The 16,776-nt window shown below is 64.7% G+C and carries 19 protein-coding genes; 8 read left to right on the top strand and 11 right to left on the bottom strand.

Features of this window, described 5'->3' with window-relative positions; all coding sequences use genetic code 11:
- Positions 1-144 precede the first annotated feature (144 nt).
- The 6 genes from amoB to IYX23_RS00160 all read right to left on the bottom strand — a co-directional run bounded on the left by amoB (position 145) and on the right by IYX23_RS00160 (position 5,658).
- On the bottom strand, positions 145-1,407 hold the full coding sequence (gene amoB, locus IYX23_RS00185; RefSeq protein WP_196392372.1) for a bacterial ammonia monooxygenase, subunit AmoB: 1,263 nt from the start codon (positions 1,405-1,407) through the stop codon (positions 145-147).
- Between the two features lie 157 nt (positions 1,408-1,564).
- Positions 1,565-2,323, bottom strand: coding sequence for a bacterial ammonia monooxygenase, subunit AmoA (amoA, locus tag IYX23_RS00180; protein WP_014892304.1), 759 nt, complete (start codon positions 2,321-2,323; stop codon positions 1,565-1,567).
- A 275-nt stretch (positions 2,324-2,598) separates the two neighbouring features.
- Complete coding sequence (gene amoC, locus IYX23_RS00175) at positions 2,599-3,369, bottom strand: bacterial ammonia monooxygenase, subunit AmoC (RefSeq protein ID WP_196392371.1); 771 nt, start codon at positions 3,367-3,369, stop codon at positions 2,599-2,601.
- Between the two features lie 569 nt (positions 3,370-3,938).
- Positions 3,939-4,418, bottom strand: coding sequence for a 2-amino-4-hydroxy-6-hydroxymethyldihydropteridine diphosphokinase (folK, locus tag IYX23_RS00170; RefSeq protein ID WP_196391582.1), 480 nt, complete (start codon positions 4,416-4,418; stop codon positions 3,939-3,941).
- Between the two features lie 4 nt (positions 4,419-4,422).
- A complete protein-coding gene (gene folP / locus IYX23_RS00165) occupies positions 4,423-5,268 on the bottom strand; it encodes a dihydropteroate synthase (protein WP_196391583.1) in 846 nt (281 codons plus the stop codon).
- Between the two features lie 12 nt (positions 5,269-5,280).
- Positions 5,281-5,658 (bottom strand): 4a-hydroxytetrahydrobiopterin dehydratase, encoded by a 378-nt coding sequence (locus IYX23_RS00160; protein ID WP_196391584.1) that lies wholly within the window; start codon positions 5,656-5,658, stop codon positions 5,281-5,283.
- A 101-nt stretch (positions 5,659-5,759) separates the two neighbouring features.
- On the opposite strand from IYX23_RS00160, the gene IYX23_RS00155 reads away from it, so the two are divergent.
- The 4 genes from IYX23_RS00155 to IYX23_RS00140 all read left to right on the top strand — a co-directional run bounded on the left by IYX23_RS00155 (position 5,760) and on the right by IYX23_RS00140 (position 8,658).
- Positions 5,760-6,728, top strand: a complete 969-nt coding sequence (locus IYX23_RS00155) for a beta-ribofuranosylaminobenzene 5'-phosphate synthase family protein (protein WP_196391585.1) — start codon at positions 5,760-5,762, stop codon at positions 6,726-6,728.
- 61 nt (positions 6,729-6,789) lie between these two features.
- Positions 6,790-7,146 carry a hypothetical protein gene (locus tag IYX23_RS00150; RefSeq protein ID WP_196391586.1) on the top strand — a complete coding sequence of 119 codons (357 nt, stop codon included), beginning with the start codon at positions 6,790-6,792 and terminating at the stop codon, positions 7,144-7,146.
- 70 nt (positions 7,147-7,216) lie between these two features.
- Positions 7,217-8,077, top strand: coding sequence for a tRNA nucleotidyltransferase (locus IYX23_RS00145; protein ID WP_246716384.1), 861 nt, complete (start codon positions 7,217-7,219; stop codon positions 8,075-8,077).
- A gap of 221 nt (positions 8,078-8,298) precedes the next feature.
- Positions 8,299-8,658 carry a hypothetical protein gene (locus tag IYX23_RS00140; protein ID WP_196391588.1) on the top strand — a complete coding sequence of 120 codons (360 nt, stop codon included), beginning with the start codon at positions 8,299-8,301 and terminating at the stop codon, positions 8,656-8,658.
- Positions 8,659-8,995: 337 nt separating this feature from the next.
- Here IYX23_RS00140 and IYX23_RS00135 read toward each other — a convergent pair whose 3' ends face one another.
- Positions 8,996-9,457, bottom strand: a complete 462-nt coding sequence (locus IYX23_RS00135; RefSeq protein ID WP_196391589.1) for a hypothetical protein — start codon at positions 9,455-9,457, stop codon at positions 8,996-8,998.
- Positions 9,458-9,687: 230 nt separating this feature from the next.
- Between IYX23_RS00135 and IYX23_RS00130 the strand changes: the two genes are divergently transcribed.
- The 3 genes from IYX23_RS00130 to IYX23_RS00120 all read left to right on the top strand — a co-directional run bounded on the left by IYX23_RS00130 (position 9,688) and on the right by IYX23_RS00120 (position 12,853).
- A complete protein-coding gene (locus IYX23_RS00130; RefSeq protein ID WP_196391590.1) occupies positions 9,688-10,683 on the top strand; it encodes a L,D-transpeptidase in 996 nt (331 codons plus the stop codon).
- Between the two features lie 225 nt (positions 10,684-10,908).
- Entirely contained in the window at positions 10,909-12,126 is a 1,218-nt protein-coding gene (locus IYX23_RS00125; RefSeq protein WP_154451250.1) for an LL-diaminopimelate aminotransferase, read from the top strand.
- 259 nt (positions 12,127-12,385) lie between these two features.
- Positions 12,386-12,853, top strand: a complete 468-nt coding sequence (locus IYX23_RS00120; protein ID WP_196391591.1) for a protein tyrosine phosphatase family protein — start codon at positions 12,386-12,388, stop codon at positions 12,851-12,853.
- On the opposite strand, the gene dapE is transcribed toward IYX23_RS00120, so the two are convergent.
- The 3 genes from dapE to dapD form a co-directional block, all read right to left on the bottom strand.
- Entirely contained in the window at positions 12,816-13,997 is a 1,182-nt protein-coding gene (gene dapE / locus IYX23_RS00115) for a succinyl-diaminopimelate desuccinylase (protein ID WP_196391592.1), read from the bottom strand. The genes IYX23_RS00120 and dapE overlap by 38 nt on opposite strands.
- A gap of 181 nt (positions 13,998-14,178) precedes the next feature.
- Positions 14,179-14,652, bottom strand: a complete 474-nt coding sequence (locus IYX23_RS00110; protein ID WP_196391593.1) for a hypothetical protein — start codon at positions 14,650-14,652, stop codon at positions 14,179-14,181.
- Positions 14,652-15,509: a 2,3,4,5-tetrahydropyridine-2,6-dicarboxylate N-succinyltransferase gene (gene dapD / locus IYX23_RS00105; RefSeq protein WP_196391594.1), complete on the bottom strand. Its 858-nt coding sequence runs from the start codon at positions 15,507-15,509 to the stop codon at positions 14,652-14,654. Before dapD ends, IYX23_RS00110 begins: the two co-directional genes overlap by 1 nt.
- 435 nt (positions 15,510-15,944) lie before the next feature.
- Here dapD and IYX23_RS00100 point away from each other — a divergent pair, with 435 nt between their 5' ends.
- Positions 15,945-16,187, top strand: coding sequence for a PbsX family transcriptional regulator (locus IYX23_RS00100; RefSeq protein ID WP_196391595.1), 243 nt, complete (start codon positions 15,945-15,947; stop codon positions 16,185-16,187).
- Between the two features lie 73 nt (positions 16,188-16,260).
- Here the strand turns inward: IYX23_RS00100 and IYX23_RS00095 are convergent.
- On the bottom strand, positions 16,261-16,776 hold a 516-nt coding region (locus tag IYX23_RS00095; protein ID WP_196398804.1), incomplete at its 5' end, for a transposase.

The raw sequence follows: 16,776 nt of genomic DNA, 5'->3' as shown, positions 1-16,776 counted from the left end.
AGCGACGCCCGCGCATCGCGTGGGATTGCAGGCGCGCAGGCCTTCCTCAGGCGCGCAGGCTCCCCAGGGGCGCAGGCCCTTCCCCAAAAGAAAACCCCCGGCTTTTTGGGCCGGGGGCTTTTTAGTTCAATTCGTCAGTATCGATCAGGGCATATCGCCCGCGACGAACTTCGGAATGACCGGACCGCCGATTTCGGCCGCAAAGCGGCGACCCGTCGGCGAGAAGAACATCAAGAGGCCGCCGATCTGGCTGTCGGTGTCGTAAGCCAGGTCAGACAGACGCTCGATGTCCCAACGCGCGTCCTGCACCTTCACGGCGATTTCCTTCGTCTCGCCCGGCGCGATCGGCGTCGGGTCCGTCGACAGACCGCGGTCCGCCAACAGATAATCCGGGAAGTCGGGCTTCGTCGTGAACACGTCAGGGTTCAGGAAGCGCAGGCCGGCCGCCGTATATTCGCCAAGGCGAAGCGGCTCGGAGGTCGTGTTCGTGACCTTGACGTTGATCGTCAGCTCACGGCCAGGAACCTTGTAGACGCCGCCGTTCAGATCGGCCGTCACGCGCTCCTTGCCGACGCCCGCCGTGCCGTCCGTAACGAGCGGCGTCAGAGGCTTCTGCAAGCCCGCCTGAAGCGGGATCGTGCGCGGGAAGGTCGAGTTCGTCACGGCGTAGCCGACGATCGTCGCCAGAATGGTCAACGCCAGCACAATCGCGCCAATCCGCTTGTCGTCGTCGGTCACCTGCTCATCAACCTTGCCGGTGGCGACACGGAGATAAGAAGCGATGACGCCCTTACGGACGAACCAGAACAGGATCCACGCCGCGCCAACCGCGAGCCAGGGCAGATGCCACGCGTAAACACGGCTGATGCCGTAGGTCTCGAGGTCGACCGTCGAGCCATCAAGCAACGTCACCGGATCGGTGAAGTCCTTCATGTCGCCCTTGATCTCGATCCACTGGCCGGGGCCGATGATCGGACCGCCGCCCTCGACGTTGACCTGCGCATGAACATGCCAACGGCCGGCGCGACGACCGCGCAGGTTGATGGAGAAGGCGTAGTCGTTGCCGGGAACAAGCGACACCGAACGCGGCGCAAACTGCTCGCCGATGAACTGCGCCGTGCGTACCAGAACCGGACCGGGCTCGCCGGCGTTCAGGAACGACACGCGCGGATTGGCGACCGCCTGCGGCCAGGCCGAGAACACATGGACCTTGCCCGAAAGCACCATCTCTTCATTGACGTTCACCGTCGTCTTCGACCACTGAACGTCATACCAGTTCAACGTGCGCATCCGAAGAAACGCCTGCTGAGACTTTTCGCCGTGGGCCGACGCAGGAGCAACCGCTCCCAGGGTCGCCGCCACAGCCGCCGCCGCGCCAATCGCGGCGAGCTTGACGAACTTTTTCATCGATAAACCTCCCAGGTTCCTCTTCCCGGCCGCCGCCTCGCGCGCCAACCGGTCTTGTCTCTCGCAGCGGACCTAAGCTTCAAAGCTCTCAGCCCGCCGCTCTTCTTTCTTGCAGGCCGCCGCGGCGCCCGTTCAGCGCCGCAGCACGCGACGAGGCTTAGATCGTGTCGATGATCTTGGTCGTCGAATACCAACGACCCATGAACCACCACAGGAAATACACCATCATCGAGACGAAGCCCGAGAAGAACGCCGCGACCGGCACAACGTCCTTACCGAAGGTGCGCAGCGTGCCGCGCTCGACCATGCGGATATATTCCGGCATCGAGGTGCGGACGAAGTGGAAGCCGATCAGATCCGCAAGCGTCATCAGCTGACCATGCTGCTCCGTCGCCTGGTGGAACGCCGCAATCGCCGGCCAGTTGTTCGGGTAGAACAACAGACCCCAGCCCAGCGAACCAACAATCGCCGTGATCACATAGGAGCCCGACAGAAGCAGGATCACGTCAAGCCAGATCGCCGGAACGATCAACGCAGACGGGAACACAAGGCTGATCGGGAAGTAGGTCCAGCCCCAGAAGTTGACGTAGCGGTTGATCCACTCGCCAATCAGGAGGCCGAGAGCCGCGAACACCGCGCCGAACGGCAGACGGAAGTTCACCCACCAGAACGCCTGCGCCGCGGCGCAGAAGGTCACGCCGAGAATCGGCACGACCGTCGGCCACATACGACGATCCTTCCAGTCAACCCAGAAGTCCCAGTCGCCCGCCGTCAGCATGAAGTGGACGTGGTAGCCGCCAAGAACGGCGAAGAACAGAAGAACAAGAAGCATCCAGTCGACCGTCTGAACGCAACCCGCCGCCTCGGCGACGGAGTTGAACGGACCGACCGCCCCCCCGCTTTTCGATTGTGACATCACTCTTCTCCTTGGTGTTTCTCGAACCCGTAAAGCCCGAGTTCTTTCCTTATGGCCTCCGGCAGGCCTTCCCGCCGCCGGCGCCCGGACGGCGGAGATCCCGCCGGCCGCATCGCTTAAAAGCCCTTCGCCCCCGATCGTCCCAGAGCCCGTAGACCCCTTCTCGACCGCAACAAGCCAACCCATGCGCAAAGCGACAGGCAAAAGCTCTCTGGTTTTCGCGAAAAGCCCGGAGCCAGTCGCCGCCCGCCACGAGCGGGCGGCGAAGTCTCGGATTACTCGGTCAGGAGGGCGACGCCTTCCTTGCCGATCAGGCGCTGAATGTTGATCAGCAGCTGAAGCACGACGCCGAACACGCCGAGCGCCATCCAGCCGAAGAACACGAAGCCCCAATGCAGCGGCGCAACGAACAGTTCTTCCATGAACCAGAACGTGTGGCCCCACTCATTCAGGCCGACGTTCGGGATGATCATGAACGGGCCAATCGCCACGATCAGATAGGCCACCGAATAGCCCTTGGAGAAATACGGAAGACGCGTCTTCGCATAGAAGAAGCCGCCGACCGCGATCACCGAGTAAATCGGGTAGCTCATGTAGAACTCGATGATGTGCGACGGCGTGAAGTCCGTGTCGCGAATCACCGTCATGTGCCAGGTGCCGTCCTGCTCGGTGAAGAACGACGCGCCCCAGTAAATGGCCGCGGCGTAAACAACAAGCCATTGCACCTCGACCACCAGGCGGCGCATCTCTTCGCGCGGCGCCAGGTTCGAGAAGTCGCGCGTGCGCGTCTTCCAAAGAAAGCCCGCAAGGCCAATGCCGGAGATCAGCTCAAGCGGAATCTCGGTCCAAAGGATCGACATCCAATATGTCTGAAACTCCGGAGCGAACGAATCAAGGCCGGCGCGCCAGCCAAAAACCTGCTCGTAAATCCGGACGACCAGATAGAACCCGTTCAGAACGGCCAAGCCGATCCACATGCCCTTCAGGTCTACTACAGCTTCCGTGCCAGCAGCAGCGCGGGCTGCTGTGTCAGTCGTTGAGCTCATACCCTTCTCCTCCAATGTGCTCCCAGGGAATTGCGCGTGACCGGTATCGCTCCGCCTCCCACAACGGAGCCGCTTCGTCCTCGTTTCGTAAAGCAAAGCGAAAGCGCGTCTTCTTCTAAAAACACGCAAAACCGCCCTTGTTGCCGCAGCCTTCCCGAAAATCCCGGAAAATCCCCCGCCTGCGCGAGCAATCCCCAAAACCCCAGAACCCGGCTGCTTGTTGTTATCGGACGAAAACCGACGTCGCCGCCTAAGCCAAAATCCCCAGTCCGCCCCTTGAAAGAGCAGACCGCAGACCCAGCTCAGCGTGCCGCAACATTCCAATAACCCCCGATAATCACAATACCCATTAGTATAGAGCAAAACAATCTATCGAATAGCTAATGCAACCCTAGTGGGTAGTTAATATCCCGCCCATGAAGGGCTCTTGGACAGGCTATGGCGCGACGCACAATTCTTCATATAACATTGTAACAAAGGCATATTTCTGATTTCAACATCTGCCCGCGACGCCGCAGCAGCAGCGAATGCTGCGCCGCGAAGGCAGGCAACCATCAGGGGTGGGGCGGCTATTCGTCCGACCACGGACGCACGCCGCTGGCGTCAGCGCCGGCCAGCGCCGCGCGCATGGTGACCCCGTCCAGCTCGAGTTCAGGGGCGATTTCGGCGAGCGGCGCGAGAACGAAACCGCGGCGAAAAAGCTCCTTATGCGGCAAGGTCAGCTCCGGATCGTCGATCGCGTGGTCCCCGAGGAAGAGGATATCGACGTCGATCAGCCGCGGGCCCCAGCGCCGCGTCGGCGCCCGGCCCATGTCGGCCTCGATCTTCTTGACCGCTGCAAGCAGTTCATAGGGCGCGAGCGTGGTGTCGCCGATGGCGCAGGCGTTGGCGAAATCCCCCTGGTCGAGATCGCCCCAGGGCGGCGTGCGGTAGAGTCGGGAGATCCGATCGAGCCGCGCCAGCTGGCGCGCCTCGATCAGCCGCAGCGCCTCGCGAATATTGGCCGGCTTGTCGCCGAGATTGCTGCCAAGCCCAAATCCAACCCGCATTGTCTCAACCTCCCGGGCGCGCGGCGAGAATGCGCATCACTTCGAACGCCGCGCGATGCTCCGCGGCGTCATGCACGCGAAACACCTGCGCGCCGTCGCGGGCCGCGAGAAGATTGGCCGCGAGCGTGCCGACGAGCCGTCCCTCGAGAACGCCGTCGCCCAGGCCCTTAAAGATCGATTTACGCGACACGCCGATGAGCAGCGGAAAGCCCAGCGCCAACAGATCCGGCGTCGCGCGCAACGCGTCATAGTTCTGCTCGCGGCTCTTGCCGAAGCCGATCCCCGGGTCGAGCAGAATATGCCGCTCCGGCACGCCGGCGCGCCGGGCGATCTCGAGCGAGCGGGCGAAGAACCGCTTCATGTCGGCGACGATGTCGATCTCCGGTTCCGTCGTCTCGCGATTATGCATGATCACGACCGCCGCGCCGGCTTGCGCGATCGTTGGCGCCATCAAAGGATCGCGCTGCAAGCCCCAGATATCATTGACGAGACAGACGCCTTCGCCAAGCGCGCGACGCGCCGTCTCGGCTTTGTAGGTGTCGATCGACACCGGCGCGCCCGCCTGCGCCACCAGCGCCGCGAGCAGCGGCTCAAGCCGCACCCACTCCTCTTCCGCGGTGAGCGGCGTGTGGCCAGGGCGCGTCGACTCGGCGCCGACGTCGACGATGTCGGCGCCATTGCTGACGAGCGCCTGCGCCTGCGCGAGCGCGGCGTCACGCGTCGCGAACAGCCCGCCGTCCGAGAAGGAATCGGGCGTGACGTTGACGATCCCCATGATGACGGGGCGCGTTCCGATCAGCGAAAGAAAGCGATCGCGCGCCGTCGCGATCGCCTGAACGTCGAAAGCCAAGCGCGCGTTCCGTCAGTCGTCGTATTTCACATAGGCGAAGCGCTGGTCGCTCTCGGGCGTGCCTTCGAGCGCGCCGCCGGCCTTGCCCGGGCGCCAGGAGACGACCTCCTCGATCTTCTTGGCGAGTTCGAAATCCTTGTCGGTGATTCCCTTGGCCGTATGGGTCTGAAGCTTCACCTCGACCCATGCGTAGGAGGCGGCGATATCGGGGTGATGCCAGGCGGCCTCGGCGAGATGGCCGACCGTATTGACGACCATTAGCGTGCCCTTCCAGCCATGCGTCTTGAACTTGCGCCGGAGCCAGCCGTTCTCGTAGCGCCAATGCGGCAGTTCGCTCTTCAGCCGCGCAGCGATCTCGTCTTCGGAATACGCGCGCTCTTCCTTCGCCATCTCAGGCTCCCCTCCTGCGCTTTGCGCCGCAACATTCTTTCGCTGAGACGCGTTATAGCCTAAACCGACCCGAAGTCTTCAGTCGCACCAAAAGAGGCGGCATGCCGGCAAAGGTGAGCGTCGCGGCCAGCGCCCGGCTGCATCTGGGTTTTCTCGACATGAACGGCGGCCTTGGGCGCAAGTTCGGCGGCGTCGGCCTTGCGCTCGACGCGCCGGCGACCCGGCTGACCCTGACCCGCGCCGACAAAAATCGCGTCGAGGGCCCCGAAGCCGAACGCGCCGCCGCGCTGCTGGCGCGCGCGCAGGAGGCGCTTGGCCTGACGCAGCGCCACAGGCTGACGCTGGAGGAAGCGATTCCCGCCCATGCGGGCTTTGGCTCCGGCACCCAGCTGGCGCTCGCGGTGAGCGCGGCGCTGCGCCGTCTCGAGGACCTGCCGAACGATCCGGCCGCCGACGCGGCGCTGATGGCGCGCGGCGCGCGCTCCGGGCTCGGCGCCGGCCTCTTTCAGCTCGGCGGCGTCGTCGTCGACGGCGGACGCGGCCCGCATACGACGACGCCGCCGGTCGTCGCGCGCGCCGAATTTCCCGATGCGTGGCGCGTGCTGCTGGTCTGCGATCCGGGCGATGTCGGCCTGCATGGCGCGGACGAGCGCGACGCCTTCGCCGAACTGCCGCCTTTCGGCGCCGAAACAAGCGGCGAAGTCTGCCGGCTGGTGCTGATGCAGATCCTGCCCGCGCTCGCCGAACGCGAACTCGCCCCGTTCGGCGCCGCGGTGACCCGCATTCAGGAGATCGTCGGCGATCATTTCGCCCCGGCGCAGGGCGGGCGCCGCTTCACCAGCGGCAAGGTCGAGGCGATCGTCGCGCGGCTGCTCGCCGACGGCGCGACCGGCGGCGGCCAGACGTCCTGGGGTCCGACCGGCTTCGCCTTCGTTGAGAGCGACGCGGCGGCGCGCCGCCTGCTCGGGCGCCATGGCGCGCAGGCGCGCGAAGAAGGCCTCGACATCTCCATCCACCGGGGCCTCAACCGCGGCGCGAAGATCGACGCGGTTTACGCGCAGATCGCGTAAAGCACGCTGTTTTGAGGAGCCTGAACCTACTCGCGCCGCATTTTTATGGCCTGCTCGAACGATGATGTTCGCGCGCCTCGCCCTCGTTCTGACATGCAGCCTTCTGGCATTTAGCCTTGCCGCCAGCGTCGCGCTGGCGCAGGACGCCCCGTCGAGCGGCGGCGCCCTCATCGGGCGGATTTTCGACGCGACCGGTTTGCGCACCCCGCCGCCGCCGGCGCAGGATTTCGTGCGCGACTCGCGGTCCGAGCAGTTGCAATATCGCGCCTTCGACCCGACGCCGGCCAGAGATCCCAAGCGCAAGTCGGCGGCCCATCTGCGCGCCATGAGCGCGGAGCTTGACGCGGCGGCGGCCGAAACCCGGCGCCGGGCGGGCCGCGTCGCCGCGCCCGACGCGCCAGCGAAGCCCGCCCGCTAGGCGGCCCCGCGATTACGACGCCGCGGCAAGAGCTTTGCATGTCGTCGTAAGACTTGTGATGATGGGCGCCATGGCTTCGAAATCCGCTTCCCCGTCGTTCGACTACGGACAAACCGACCCCGGCCTTTCCGTGCTGCGCATGGCGGCGCTGCTCGCCGAAGCCGACGAGGGCCCGGACGAGGAAACGCTCGACCTGTTGTTTGAACAGGTCGAGGCCGGCCATCTCGTCGACGCCGACCCCGCGCAGATGTGGCCGGAGCTGGTTCGCGGGCTGATGAGCCCGGCGCCGTCGAGGCTGATCGGGACCTTGCGCGACTGCGGCGCGCTCTTTGAAATCCTGCCGGAGGTCGCGGCGCTGTTTGGCGTGCCGCAGATTTCCGATGGCGAGGAGGAGGTCGATCTCGGCGAACATCTGATGACATCGCTCGATACGGCGGCAAAACGCGGCGCGTCCTTGCCCGCGCGTTTCGCGCTGCTGGTGATGAATGTCGGCAAGTCGGATTCGCCGCGCGAACATCTTCCCGTGCATTACCGACATGTCGAGCGCGGGCGCCCGCGCATCGAAGACATCTGCGCGCGCTTTCGCCCGCCGGCGGAATGTAAGGCGCTCGCGCTGCTGGCGCTCGCCGAATGCGAACGCGTGCACCGCGTCTCGAAAATGCGCGCCGGCCCCGTCGCCTTGATGCTCGAACGCTTAGGGGCGTTCGACGCGCCGGAGAGATTCCGGGAACTGATGATGGTGTGCGCCAGCGATTTCTGCGCGCACGAAGGCCGCGAGGGCAAGCCTTACCCCAAGGCGGCGCTGCTGGAGATCGCGCTCAAGGCCTGCGCCGACATTGCGGAGAACGACCTCGAGGCGCGCCAGAGCGCCCGCGCCGAGGCGATCGCGCGGGCGTTTCGCTCGGAGCGCTGGGCGAGCGAGGTGGGGTAGGTTTTCTCAACAGCGCCAAGAGCGGACATTGCTTGCGGTCCGGGCTTCACGCCAATTTTTGAATGAGGTTGGCGCAGGCGTTGTCATCCATTTCGCCTCCCGCCGTTGATTTCCGCGCCCTCATGGGCGGGAACAAGCAAAGCGGGGCTCGCGTTACAGGGGTGGGCGTTGGGGTTATGTCCAACAAGGGCCTGGCTGAGCCTGGCCCAGGAGTTCCGCCAATGACGACCTCACGCAAGATCATGACTGCGGCGCTCGCCGCGACGATCTCAATCACTATGCTGTCAATTTCAAGCCCAGCTTCCGCATGGGGCCGCTGTGGCAGGAATTTGGGGCCCGGCTACTACGGCATGGCCCTCGGCGCGGCGGCGACAAGCTCCCCCTATAGCTACGGCTATTATGGCTCCGCCAATCCATCGGGGTACGGCTATTACGGCGCAGCCACTTCCACGCCTGTCGCGAGCGAAGGATATTATTGCGCGACCGACGTGAAGACCTGCTTGCTCCGCGAGCCCGGATGGCTCGGGACTGGCTGTTCCTGCAAAGTGTCGTTCGGCCGTGCGCGGGGGATCGTTGAATAGAGCGTAGCGAAGAACCTGCGGCCGAGATAAGCCATCGGCCGCAGTGTTTCGTTACAATTTGAGGCGCGGCGCAGCGGTTTCGCAAGCTGAGGATCGTCTGCGCTAGCGATTTTTGCGCCCGATTTTTGCGCCCATGCCGGCCGCGAGGGAAAGCCTTACCCCAAGGCGGCGCTGCTGGAGATCGCGCTCACTGAACGCAAACGAGAGGTGGACAAAGACCGAGCGGACAACAACCGGTTTGAATGACGCCCACAGTTTGGCAAGAGACATCTTGCTTTTAGCGAAGATCAACTCGCATGTACCCCGATTTCGGCCACGAACCCATCGCCCTTCCCGCTCACAGCTTCCCTTCATCCGTCAGCGACATGACGTCGGCGACGATTCCGCGTTTGACGAGACAGCGCCAGGGCGCGCGATCCGGGCCGACGCCGATCGTCACTGTATTGTTCGCCTCCGACGTTTCCACGCTGAGCACGACGACCTTGGGATTATTGGTCTTCCGCTTCACCGCCAGCAGGCAGGCGGTCTTGTCGCCGCGCAGCCCGCCGTCGGCCGGCTTCGTCGCGGCGCCGGCCCCTGCCTCCGTCGCTGCGCTTGCCCCCGTCCCGGCGCGCTGATCCTCGGCGGCGCGGCAGCCCTTCTTGTAGGATTCGCCGTGCTGGTTTTCGTCCCAGCGGCCCGCCTTGCAATCGGCGTAGCCGCGCTTGTATTCGCGCTGCGAGGCGGTCGAGGCCGACGCGCCGGCGGCGATCATCGTCAGGGCGATGACGCTGATAAAGGCGACAATGTTGTTTTTCATATGCGGGTCTCCGAGCGAAGAGAATAATCCTGAAGGATAACGCCGGCGCGCCCGACCGCGCCAAGCGATTCTCATACTCGACCTGCGACACTTCCCCGCTGCGGGCGCGTCCTTTTCCAATCGCCCGGCCGCATCGGCTGTGCCCCGCCGCACTTTGTTAACCTAGCTGTTCATGCTACCCGCGGTTCGTTACGCGTGGACCTTGGGGGCCATGTTTCGGGGGGCATGTCATGACCATCATTGCAGCGAACCGCCGTGGATTTTTGGGCGCGATGCTTCTGGCGAGCGCCGTCATCACCGGGCGCCGGGCCTTCGGCGACGAGAAGATGGCGGAGATCGGCCGGCTCAAGCCGGGCGAGTTCATCTGGCGCCCCGAGCTCGCTTTGAAGGGACCCGTCTCCGTCGTCGTGTCGCTTCCCCAGCAGCGCGTGCATGTCTATCGCAACGGCATCCGCATCGCCGCCTCCACCTGCTCGACCGGGAAGCCCGGACATACGACGCCGACCGGCGTCTTCGTCGTGCTGGAGAAAGACCGGAATCATCACTCGTCGCTGTACGACGACGCGCCGATGCCGAACATGAACCGCCTCACCTGGTCGGGCGTCGCGCTGCACGCCGGCAATCTGCCAGGCTATCCGGCTTCGCATGGCTGCGTGCGGCTGCCGGCGAAATTCTCCGAACTGCTGTTCGGCGTCACCCATATCGGCACGCCGGTCATCATCGCCGGCGCCCATACCGACCCTTGGGAGCTGACCCATCCGGGCATGGTGCTGAGCGGCTATGCCGAACAGGAATTCGAGCAGGTGCTCTCCGGCCTCGAAGGCAAGAAGCATCCCTCCGACTGGACGGAAGCCGAGAATTTCCCCGTCACCAGCGTCGTCGCCTCCTCCGCCGACCATGTGATCGAGCTGATCGAGAACGACCATGTGGTGGCGAAATCCGTCCTCGGCTTGGAGGGCGCCGACAAGCTCGGCTCGCATGTGTTCGTGCTGAACGGCGCCGACCAGACGTCGCGCGGCATGCATTGGAGCGCGATCACGCATCATCACGAGGATGCGACGCTCGCGCCGAATCAGGATGTGATCCAGCGGCTTCGCGCCGACCCGTCCTTCAACGCGGCGATGCAAGAGCGCATGCATCCCGGCATGACCATGGTGCTGACCGACGCGCCGCTGTCGCCCGACAGCCGCTCGGGCAAGGATTTCGTCATCGTCACCACGGAGTGATTTCGGGCGCGAGACGTCGGTTTTGGCGGGAGCGCCATGGCGGCGCCGTCGGGTGAAGGGCTTCCTCATCCTGAGGAGCGTGCGCAGCACGCGTCTCGAAGGGCGAGGAAGCCCTTCACCCGATCGCCCTGGAGCCGCGGCGCCCTGCCCCTGACGCCCGCGCCAAAATGCGCTAGACTTGCCGCTTCAGACTTGCCGCTTCGCGCCCTCCGGAACAAATACAGAATGTCGGATTTCTATCGCATCAAGCGTCTGCCGCCTTACGTCTTCGAGCAGGTGAACCGTCTCAAGGCGCGCGCCCGCGCCGGCGGCGCCGACATCATCGACCTCGGCATGGGCAATCCCGACCTGCCCGCCCCCAAGCACGTCATCGACAAGCTCGTCGAGACCGCCGGCAAGCCGCGCACCGACCGCTATTCGGCCAGCAAGGGCATCGCCGGGCTGCGCCGCGCCCAGGCCGGCTATTACGCGCGCCGCTTCGGCGTCACGCTCGACCCCGAGTCGCAGGTCGTGGCGACGCTCGGCTCCAAGGAGGGCTTCGCCAATATGGCGCAGGCGATCACCGCGCCCGGCGACGTGGTGCTGGTGCCAAACCCCTCCTACCCGATCCACGCCTTCGGCTTTCTGATGGCGGGCGGCGTCATCCGCTCCGTGCCCTCGGCGCCGACGCCCGATTATTTCGTGGCGCTGGAGCGCGCGATCATCCACTCGATCCCCAAGCCGATCGCGGTGGTCGTCTGCTATCCGTCCAATCCGACGGCGGAAGTAGCCTCGCTCGACTTCTACAAAGATCTCGTCGCCTTCGCGAAGAAGCATGAGATCTTCGTGCTCTCCGACCTTGCCTACGCCGAAGTCTATTTCGACGACAATCCGCCGCCCTCGATGCTGCAGGTGCCGGGCGCGATGGATGTGACGGTCGAATTCACCTCAATGTCGAAGACCTTCTCGATGGCCGGCTGGCGCATCGGTTTCGCGGTCGGCAATGAGCGGCTGCTCTCGGCGCTGGCGCGGGTGAAGAGCTATCTCGACTACGGCGCCTTCACGCCGGTGCAGGTCGCGGCGGTCGCGGCGCTCAACGGGTCCGACGACTGCGTCAAGGAGATGCGCGCGATCTACAAGCGGCGCCGCGACGTGATGGTCGAGAGCTTCGCGCAGGCGGGCTGGCCGATTCCGGCGCCGCGCGCCTCGATGTTCGCCTGGGCGCCGGCGCCCGAGCGCTTCCGCAACATCTCGACGCTCGAATTTTCGAAACTGCTGATCGAGAAGGCCGATGTCGCCGTGGCGCCGGGCGAGGGCTTTGGCGAACATGGCGAGGGGTTCGTGCGCCTCGCGCTCGTCGAGAACGAGCAGCGGATTCGTCAGGCGGCGCGTAATCTGCGCCGCTTCTTCGAGACGGCGGATGCGCAGTTGCACAATGTCGTGCCGCTCGCCGCGCGGGGGTGACGAGGCCTCGCCGTCTCGGGAAACGCAGCGTGTGAGATAGGCAGGCGTCCGAATCCAGGTTAACGAGGAACCATCTCGCCGCGTCATGGCCGCGCTTGTCGCGGCCATCCACGCGACGAAGCGCGGCAAATGTGAAGACATTAGCCGGACATGGCTTCTCTGCGCGAAGCATTTCGCGATGTCCCGGCGTGGATGGCCGGGACAAGCCCGGCCATGACGGCTGAAAGTGAGCTGAAATTAATCCGAGTTCGGAGCCCTGATGACAGAGGCCATGGCCGATCCCGCCGACATCTACAATTGGCTGCGTCTCGATGAGCGGACCACCACGTCCGGCCAGCCGACCCAAGCGCAGTTCGATGAGATCGCCGCGCTTGGCGTGCGCGAAATCATCAATCTCGCGCCCGCGACGAGTGAGAAGGCGCTCAAGAACGAGGCGGAGATTCTGGCGACGCTGGGCCTGCGCTACACGCATATTCCAGTCGATTTTCAAAATCCCACGCAAGCGGACTTCGATCGCTTCTGCGAGGCTTTTGAAGGCGCCAGCGAAGCTGCGACGCATGTCCACTGCATCGCGAACTACCGGGTCGCGGCCTTCCTCTATCTCTACCGGATCAGCGCAGGCATCGAAGAGGCGCGCGCCCGCGCCGACCTCGACAGAATATGGACGCCCAACCCGGTTTGGGCCGCCTTCATCGATCGGATGCGGGCTCGAAATAACGCTCGATGATGCGCGTATAGACCGCGCAGAGCCCGTCGATGTCGGCGATGCGGGCGTTCTCGTCGACGGCGTGAATCGTCTCATTCGTCAGGCCGAACTCCAGCACCGGACAATAATTGACGATGAAGCGCGCGTCGGACGTGCCGCCAGTCGTTGAAAGTTCCGGCGTCATTCCCGTCACCTGCCGCACGGCGTCAATCACGAGTTCGGTGAAGGCGCCGGGCTTGGTGATGAAGGACTTGGCGTTCGAGGGCGGAAATTCGACTTCCACATTCGCGTTCGGCGCCGCTTCCCTGATCACCTGCAGAATGCGCTCTTTCAGCGAATCATGCGTCCAGACGTCGTTGAAGCGGACATTGAACTGCGCGCGCGCCTCGCCGGGGATGACATTGACCGCCGGATTGCCGATGTCGATCGTGGAAAATTCGAGATTGGAGCGCTCGAAATGCGTCGTGCCCTTGTCGAGCTCGTGACCCGAGAGCACAGAAACGATGCGCGCGATGATCGGCGCCGGATTTTCGGCGCGCTGCGGATAGGCGACATGGCCCTGCTTGCCGATGACGCGAATGCGGCCGCTGAGCGAACCGCGCCGGCCGATCTTGATCATGTCGCCGAGCGTCGAAGCATTGCTCGGCTCGCCGACGATGCAGTGATCGAAGCGCTCGCCGCGCGCCGCCGCCCATTCAAGCAGCTTCACCGTGCCATTGATCGACACGCCTTCCTCGTCGCCGGTGATGAGCAGCGAGAGCGTTCCCCAGGATTTTACATTCTGCGCGCCACGCCGCTCGACATAGGCGAGCGCCGCGGCGGCGAATGCGGCGATGGCGCCTTTCATATCCGAGGCGCCGCGGCCATAGACACGGCCGTCCGAGATTTCCGCCGCGAAGGGTTCGAAGCGCCAGCGCGCGGGATCGCCCGGCGGCACGACGTCGGTATGCCCAGCGAAGGCAAGATGCGGCGCGCCCGAGCCGATTTGGGCGAAGAGATTGTCGATGTCGGGCGTGCCCGGCGCGGAGAAGACGATTCGATGCGTCTCGAAGCCCGCGGCCTTCAGCGCCTTCTCGACGACGTCGAGCGCGCCGGCGTCAGCCGGCGTCACGGACGGACAGCGGATGAGTTCGCGGGTGAGCGCGACAGCGCGGGACTCCGACATCGTCAATTCGCTTTGTTCAGTTCGAGCAGGTCAGCATCATTGACGTTGCAGCGCTCACCCTCCCCTCGATGGGGAGGGTCGCCTTGCGCAAGCAAGGCGGGGTGGGGTGAATACTGCATCTCACCCCCTCCCGGCAGGCTCCGCCTGCCGACCTCCCCCCTCAAGGGGGAGGTAAAGCGCGCTACGACAGCGACTCCTCCCGCCAACCCAATTCATAAATGGTCCACAGAGCGGCGGCGACAAAGAGCGCGTCGACGCCCCAGACATACCAGCGCGACATGACTTCGGCGACGCGCGGCTGCAGAAAATGCGCCGCGCCGGCAAGCAGCGCCAGGAGCGGCGCGAGGCTCGCGAGGCCGAGCGGCGGCGTAAGGCCGCGGTCGCGACAGCGCTTGGCCGAAAGATTGATGAAGCTCACCACGATGAGCATCACCGCGAAGGCGTAAAAGATGACATAGGCGTAGGCGATGATCGTCATCGGTGCGAAGAAGGGCGTCGTCGCCAGATCATGGACCGAATAGGGCGCAAGCGCGAACCAGATCAGCGTCAGCGGCAGAAGAACCGCGACGAGCGCGCCCGCGCCGCGCCGCCAGGTCGCGCGATCAATGCGGCCCTGATCGGTTCGGTAGAGAAAACGCAGGCGCTCGGCGTCCATCAATCCCTCAGCAGCTCGTTGATGCCCGTCTTGCTGCGCGTCTGCGCATCGACCGTCTTGACGATCACCGCGCAATAGAGCGACGGGCCGGGCGCTCCGTCCGGCAAGGGCTTGCCCGGCAGGCTGCCGGAAACGACCACCGAATAGGGCGGCACATAGCCCATGTGGATCTTGCCGGTGGCGCGATCGATGATCTTGGTCGAGGCGCCGATGAAGACGCCCATCGACAGCACCGAGCCCCTGCCAACGACGACGCCTTCGACGACCTCGGAACGCGCGCCGATGAAACAGTGATCCTCGATGATGGTGGGATTGGCCTGCAAGGGCTCGAGCACGCCGCCGATGCCGACGCCGCCAGACAAGTGAACATTCTTGCCGATCTGCGCGCAGGAGCCAACGGTGACCCAGGTGTCGACCATCGTGCCGCTGTCGACATAAGCGCCGAGATTGACGAAGGAGGGCATCAGGATCGCGCCCGGCGCGACATAGGCCGAATGGCGCACGATCGCGCCCGGCACGGAGCGGAAGCCCGCCACGCTATGTTCGGACGCACCCCAGCCGACGAATTTCGAGGGGACCTTGTCCCACCAGGTCGCGCCGCCCGGCCCGCCCGCAATGACGGACATATCATTCAAGCGGAACGACAGTAGCACGGCCTTCTTCAGCCACTGATTGACCGTCCAGCTTTCCGGGCCTTCCTGGCCTTCGATCTTTTCGGCGACGCGCAGTTTGCCAGCGTCGAGCAGACGCAGCGCGCTGTCGACGGCGCGGCGAACGTCGCCCTGCGTCTCGGCGGTGATATTGGCGCGATCCTCGAAAGCGGCGGTGATGAGCGTCTCAAGTCCCGTGTGCGGCATGAATATCCCGAAAATGATGCGGTGAAGCTGGCGCGGTTGTAAGGCTATGGCGAGGGGAGTTCAACACGGCGGCGAGAGCGGGAGAGGCGCAACGAAGAGAAACATGGCGCGCACTCTCCGCGTCATGCCCGGCCTCGTGCCGGGCATCCACGCGTCGCCGTGACGCGAGTCCCGCGGCATTGGCGCAACGTCTTGGCTGGGGGTGGCCGGTATTGGCGTGGATGGCCGGTACAAGCCCGGCCATGACGCTGGAAACCCTCGGCAAGCGCCGCGGCGCAAATGTTGACGCGCCGACCGCCGCCGCCTATGTTTCTACCCTGTAGATACACCGCGCTCATCACGAGGAACGCAAGCGACGCAGCAATCCCGAGAGCGCTGCGTCATGACGGGTCGCTTCGCTGCGCCCGCAGCGAGTGCGGAATCAGGAGGAAGGCCATGCGCGCGACCATAAGAAAATGGGGAAACTCCGCCGCCGTGCGCATGTCGGCCGCGGTGATGGAGGAAGCCCGGCTCCAAATCGACCAGCCGGTCGACGTCCGCGTCGAACAAGGGCGCGTGGTGATCGAGCCGCTTGCGGCGCCAGAATTCACGCTCGACGCGCTGCTCGCAGGCGTCACGCGCGACAATCTGCATGAAGAGGAAGACTTCGGCGCGCCCGTCGGCCGCGAGGCGCTTTAATCGATGAATGACGTGTCGACGACGCGTGTCATTCCCGACAGGCCGCAGGCCTGATCGGGCAACTGTGTATTGGTTAGCATGCGAAGGACGCATTTTCGCGGCAGATGGCATTGAGAATAACGAGGATTTTTCGTGCGAGCGCAATGAGAACCAGTTTTGGCGGTTTTCCGGCGGCGCGTAGTTTGCGGGCAAAATCGCCCAAACGCGTCTTCGAATTGGCGGCGGCCAGCGCCGCCATGTAGAGGGCTTTGCGCACACGCGTCCGCCCGCCTTTGATCATGCGCTGACCACGACGCTTTCCACTATCGTTGTTGAAGGGCGCAAGCCCTGCGAGCGCCGCAATGGCTTTTGGCGAGCGGCGCCCAAGTTCTGGCATCAGCGCCAACAAGGTGACGGCGGCGACGGGACCAATGCCGGGCACGCTTCGCAGACGCCGCTCGGCTTTGCGCAAGGACTCGTCGGCGGCAATGGCGGCGCGAATGCCGTCCTCGAGCGCTTCGATCTCCTTGTCGAGCCAGGCGAGATGGCGCGTGAGACTGTCGGCTGTGGCGGCGTCATCGCATTCGTTCCGCCGAACAACCTCCTGCTG

This window comes from Methylocystis sp. L43 (assembly GCF_015709525.1).
Taxonomy (GTDB): Bacteria; Pseudomonadota; Alphaproteobacteria; order Rhizobiales; family Beijerinckiaceae; genus Methylocystis.
The sequence above is the reverse complement of the archived record's forward strand: the minus strand, read 5'-3'. Positions and strand labels throughout refer to the sequence as shown.

What these genes read in the sequence shown, in the direction of transcription:
- folK (WP_196391582.1), bottom strand. Translation starts at nt 4,418, where the DNA reads ATGCGGGTTGGATTTGGGCTTGGCAGCAATCTCGGCGACAAGCCGGCC.
- IYX23_RS00145 (WP_246716384.1), top strand. Translation starts at nt 7,217, where the DNA reads ATGGCTTCGAAATCCGCTTCCCCGTCGTTCGACTACGGACAAACCGAC.
- amoA (WP_014892304.1), bottom strand. Translation starts at nt 2,323, where the DNA reads ATGTCACAATCGAAAAGCGGGGGGGCGGTCGGTCCGTTCAACTCCGTC.
- IYX23_RS00120 (WP_196391591.1), top strand. Translation starts at nt 12,386, where the DNA reads ATGACAGAGGCCATGGCCGATCCCGCCGACATCTACAATTGGCTGCGT.
- IYX23_RS00150 (WP_196391586.1), top strand. Translation starts at nt 6,790, where the DNA reads ATGATGTTCGCGCGCCTCGCCCTCGTTCTGACATGCAGCCTTCTGGCA.
- IYX23_RS00135 (WP_196391589.1), bottom strand. Translation starts at nt 9,457, where the DNA reads ATGAAAAACAACATTGTCGCCTTTATCAGCGTCATCGCCCTGACGATG.
- dapD (WP_196391594.1), bottom strand. Translation starts at nt 15,509, where the DNA reads ATGCCGCACACGGGACTTGAGACGCTCATCACCGCCGCTTTCGAGGAT.
- IYX23_RS00130 (WP_196391590.1), top strand. Translation starts at nt 9,688, where the DNA reads ATGACCATCATTGCAGCGAACCGCCGTGGATTTTTGGGCGCGATGCTT.
- amoC (WP_196392371.1), bottom strand. Translation starts at nt 3,369, where the DNA reads ATGAGCTCAACGACTGACACAGCAGCCCGCGCTGCTGCTGGCACGGAA.
- IYX23_RS00125 (WP_154451250.1), top strand. Translation starts at nt 10,909, where the DNA reads ATGTCGGATTTCTATCGCATCAAGCGTCTGCCGCCTTACGTCTTCGAG.
- amoB (WP_196392372.1), bottom strand. Translation starts at nt 1,407, where the DNA reads ATGAAAAAGTTCGTCAAGCTCGCCGCGATTGGCGCGGCGGCGGCTGTG.
- IYX23_RS00160 (WP_196391584.1), bottom strand. Translation starts at nt 5,658, where the DNA reads ATGGCGAAGGAAGAGCGCGCGTATTCCGAAGACGAGATCGCTGCGCGG.
- IYX23_RS00100 (WP_196391595.1), top strand. Translation starts at nt 15,945, where the DNA reads ATGCGCGCGACCATAAGAAAATGGGGAAACTCCGCCGCCGTGCGCATG.
- IYX23_RS00155 (WP_196391585.1), top strand. Translation starts at nt 5,760, where the DNA reads ATGCCGGCAAAGGTGAGCGTCGCGGCCAGCGCCCGGCTGCATCTGGGT.
- IYX23_RS00110 (WP_196391593.1), bottom strand. Translation starts at nt 14,652, where the DNA reads ATGGACGCCGAGCGCCTGCGTTTTCTCTACCGAACCGATCAGGGCCGC.
- IYX23_RS00140 (WP_196391588.1), top strand. Translation starts at nt 8,299, where the DNA reads ATGACGACCTCACGCAAGATCATGACTGCGGCGCTCGCCGCGACGATC.
- dapE (WP_196391592.1), bottom strand. Translation starts at nt 13,997, where the DNA reads ATGTCGGAGTCCCGCGCTGTCGCGCTCACCCGCGAACTCATCCGCTGT.